Here is a 3,867-nt window from a genome sequence, read left to right on the forward strand (position 1 = left end):
AGTACATACAATTTTTAATTCATTTTCACGGAGACTATGATTATTTTGAATGTCATGAAATATTAGAAGAGTATTGGAAATTAAAACCTAGAGGAGAACGCGACAATTACTTAGTCGGTCTCATTCAAATTGCTGTTTCCTTATACCATCACAGACGATCCAACTGGAATGGTGCAGAGAAGATGATAAAAAGCGCAATAGCACTTTTAGAAAAGAACAGTACATCTTTACATCAATTAGGAATAGATCATAAACAACTTATGTTCTTATTAAATGAAAGATTACACTCTATCCACAAAAAGGAAATTTTTGCGCCGTTATTTTTACCCTTATTAGACGTATCGTTAGAAAAACAATGCATACAGTTATGTAAGAAACAAAACCTCTCTTGGAAAGATGTGAACGTCATTCCTGRTGAATACATCATAARTAAGCACACATTGCGTGATCGAACAGAAGTCATTTCTGARCGACACGAGCAACTACAAAAAAGAAAGCAGAGATAATAAACTACTTATCCCTGCTTTCATGAATGTATATTTTGTTCAAGCTCTTTACACTTTTTGCAAAAACTTGCTGTTTGCTCATTTCCGCAAATTGTAAACTCAAGAAATTTACTCTTAAGCTCTTGAACCATCTTCGTCCCAATCCCCATATGACGGTGAGACGGATTCACGCTCAAATGCTGAATTTCCAATACCTGATCTTCTTTTTTTATAATCCCCATTATCCCAACAAAATCTTCATTTTGTTTCCACAAATACAATTGCCAATCCTCTTTCGCTTCATATTCTTTCATTGTCAATTGTAATGTTTTCACATCTTTTTCAGTTGGCATAAATGAAAGAAGCCCCATTGCAATTTTTTCATAACTTTTTTTAAAACGAATTAACATAACCCTTATCCCTTCTTACAAAAGTTACAAACTATTTATCCCCTCAATCACTCTTTTCATATCACATTCATTCTACAATATTTTTACCAGAGTGAGAAGGGGCTGAAACAACTTGATAATCATACAAAGCGTTAAGAAGAAAGTCAAATATATGTTTCCACGCTATTTCTTTCTATTACACCGCTCAAAAAAGAGACAATACTATATAGGAACTAAAAGGAAAATCCCTTTCTCATCACATTTCACTTATTAACCACTTTTGAACAAAGTAGTTCTACCAAAAGCAATATGTTAAGAGAAATACATTTATTGAAGCATATAATTCGTACTCCATCCTATGTATTTTGTTAAAAGTTTGTTCTCATGAACAATATAATTTAACGTTAGTAGCCGTCCTATTTGTGTCATATACTTTAAAATATATACCAATCCCTGTTTATAGGAAATAAAAAAGAGAGCAAAATCGCTCTCTTTTTCTCGTAACTTATTCTTCCCAAACTTTAACTTCTTTCATTGCATCGCCTTGACGCATGTTTAATACCGTTTCAATACCGCTTGTTGCTTTACCGAATACAGTATGTACGCCATCTAAATGCGGTTGTGGCTCATGAACAACAAAAAATTGGCTACCACCTGTATTACGACCAGCATGTGCCATAGAAAGTGATCCAACAAGATGTCTATGAGGATTTCCATCAGTTTCACATGGGATAGAGTAACCTGGGCCACCTGCACCTGTGCCTGTTGGGTCTCCACCTTGGCTTACGAAGCCAGGAATAACGCGGTGGAATGTCACACCATCATAAAATCCTTGCTCTGCTAATTTTTTAAAGTTTTCTACTGTTTTTGGTGCCTCTTCTGGGAAAAATTCTAAATCGATTTTTTCGCCATTTTCCATTAATATGTATCCTAAAGTTTTCATATGTATATGTCTCCTTTCAACTATCTCAGCACTATATTACCATATTCATGACGAGAAACAAAAAGAATCCGACAATCTGCATACTTCTTTTTTGAAATGTGGAAGAAGCTAGGTGACAAATAAGAAAAATATACTATAATAACTGTGTTGCCCGAAAATTTAAGAAAGAGAAAGGGAGCGATTTTTCGTGAAAACGAAATTACTAGCTCTGCTATTAGCTGTAGCCGTATTTATTATGCCRACAGCTTCATTTGCAGACATCATTGAGGGAGAATCAATTGTTACACTAGGAGAAAACTTATCTGAACAACAGAAACAAGATCTTTTGAAAGAAATGAAAGCACCAAAAGATGCACAAATTATTACTGTATCTAATGCGGAAGAACATAAATTTCTAGAGGGCATCGTTCCAAAAGCGCAAATTGGTACGAGAGCAATTTCCTCTTCTATGATTACATACACAAAACCAGGGTCAGGTCTCATTGTACGCTCAAAAAACATTAATTCGATAACAGATGCAATGTACACAAATGCACTTATTACAGCAGGTGTGAAAGATGCAGAGATTCAAATTACTGCACCATTTAAAGTTTCAGGAACTGCTGCTTTAACAGGTTTAATGAAGGCCTATGAAACAACATCAAACAAAGCCATTCCTGAAGAAGTAAAAAAAGTAGCCAATGAAGAAATGGTACAAACAGCCCAGCTTGGTGATAAAATCGGCGAAGAAAAAGCAGTTCAACTTGTTGCAAAAATTAAAGAAGAAATTGCAAAAGAACAGCCCAAAACCACTGAAGATTTACGTTCATTAATTAAAAAAATTGCTGATCAACTTGGCATTACATTAACAGATGAACAGTTGGATAACTTAGTATCGTTATTTGATAAAATGAAAAATCTTAATATCGATTGGAACCAAGTTGGTAGCCAATTAGAAAAAGCAAAAGACCATGTGTCTGCCTTCTTAGGATCTGATGAAGGGCAAAGTTTCCTAGATAAAGTAAAAGATTTCTTCTCTAGTATCATTGATTTCGTTAAATCTTTATTCAAGTAAAAAAGAAGCTCGCCAATGACGAGCTTCTTTTTTATACAAGTAACGGTAATTTCATAATAGCTTCTTCAACCGAACGGACAACATAATTTGCTTTCTCCTTCACATACGGATGAGCATGATGGAGGGTGAAGGAGTGCGGGGTTACTTCAAACATAGAAATATCATTGAAAGAATCTCCAATACATGCAACTTCATTTGCTTCAATTTGTAAATGTTCCATTAATCGCTTCAGAGCGCTTCCTTTACTTACACCTCTTGGCATAATGTCAACATATCGCTTACCCGATATAAAGACTTCCGCTTCGCTATGAAATGTATCTCTCAACTCTTGATCTAATGCTACAATTTTTTCTTCTTCGCCAAAAACAAATAATTTCGCAGGATGTACAGTCTTCCCAAATTCCTCTTCTAACTCTTCGATTTCAGCAATATGCACTCCCATATACTCTTCAAAAGTATGGTGATGTTCATTCTTCCTTTTTGTATATCGCTGCTCATTTGTACAAACAATATCTGCTAGTCCCTTTTTATGTATATATCGATATATTTCCTGGGCAACCCCATCTTCAAAACTCGATTCATGAAATACTTTTCCATCCGGTAGTATCATTGTCGCTCCATTTAAACTAGTTGTGTAATACGGGAACGAAAACCTTTTTACCGCCTCATCAATTCGGTGAGTAAAACGGCCAGAGGCAAAACAAATATTTGTCCCGTTTTCAGCTAGCCAACAAAGCGCTCGTTCATCTTCTTTTTGCATATCATTCATATTGTAAACGAGTGTATCATCTAAATCACTTACAAATAGTTTAATCATGTCCTCTTCCCCTTCCATACACAATATCTACTCTAATTGTACAAAAAAAATGTTTGATTTTTGTTAAAAAAACAATAAATTTTCAATAAAAAATAAGCGGAGCATAATCCCGCTTATTTTTGTCTTCGCACATTTTGAGGTCTTACAATACTTGGACGAACCTTTAAACTAGACATAGT

The 3,867-nt window shown here is 34.8% G+C and carries 5 protein-coding genes; 2 read left to right on the plus strand and 3 right to left on the minus strand.

Annotation, left to right across the window (positions count from 1 at the left end):
• The coding region (locus AC1DJR_RS20515; RefSeq protein WP_477003380.1) for a DUF309 domain-containing protein at positions 1–506 on the plus strand (506 nt) is incomplete at its 5' end.
• A 20-nt stretch (positions 507–526) separates the two neighbouring features.
• On the opposite strand, the gene ribT is transcribed toward AC1DJR_RS20515, so the two are convergent.
• Positions 527–895 carry a GNAT family N-acetyltransferase RibT gene (gene ribT / locus AC1DJR_RS20520; RefSeq protein ID WP_000908403.1) on the minus strand — a complete coding sequence of 123 codons (369 nt, stop codon included), beginning with the start codon at positions 893–895 and terminating at the stop codon, positions 527–529.
• Positions 896–1,379: 484 nt separating this feature from the next.
• Complete coding sequence (locus tag AC1DJR_RS20525; RefSeq protein ID WP_002190570.1) at positions 1,380–1,817, minus strand: peptidylprolyl isomerase; 438 nt, start codon at positions 1,815–1,817, stop codon at positions 1,380–1,382.
• A gap of 187 nt (positions 1,818–2,004) precedes the next feature.
• On the opposite strand from AC1DJR_RS20525, the gene AC1DJR_RS20530 reads away from it, so the two are divergent.
• Positions 2,005–2,871: a DUF1002 domain-containing protein gene (locus tag AC1DJR_RS20530; protein WP_002143030.1), complete on the plus strand. Its 867-nt coding sequence runs from the start codon at positions 2,005–2,007 to the stop codon at positions 2,869–2,871.
• A 31-nt stretch (positions 2,872–2,902) separates the two neighbouring features.
• Here the strand turns inward: AC1DJR_RS20530 and AC1DJR_RS20535 are convergent, their stop codons facing one another.
• Complete coding sequence (locus AC1DJR_RS20535) at positions 2,903–3,706, minus strand: Cof-type HAD-IIB family hydrolase (protein ID WP_429687741.1); 804 nt, start codon at positions 3,704–3,706, stop codon at positions 2,903–2,905.
• Positions 3,707–3,867 lie beyond the last annotated feature (161 nt).

This window comes from Bacillus sp. 05T31, assembly GCF_056396725.1.

What these genes read in the sequence shown, in the direction of transcription:
- AC1DJR_RS20525 (WP_002190570.1), bottom strand. Translation starts at nt 1,817, where the DNA reads ATGAAAACTTTAGGATACATATTAATGGAAAATGGCGAAAAAATCGAT.
- AC1DJR_RS20535 (WP_429687741.1), bottom strand. Translation starts at nt 3,706, where the DNA reads ATGGAAGGGGAAGAGGACATGATTAAACTATTTGTAAGTGATTTAGAT.
- ribT (WP_000908403.1), bottom strand. Translation starts at nt 895, where the DNA reads ATGTTAATTCGTTTTAAAAAAAGTTATGAAAAAATTGCAATGGGGCTT.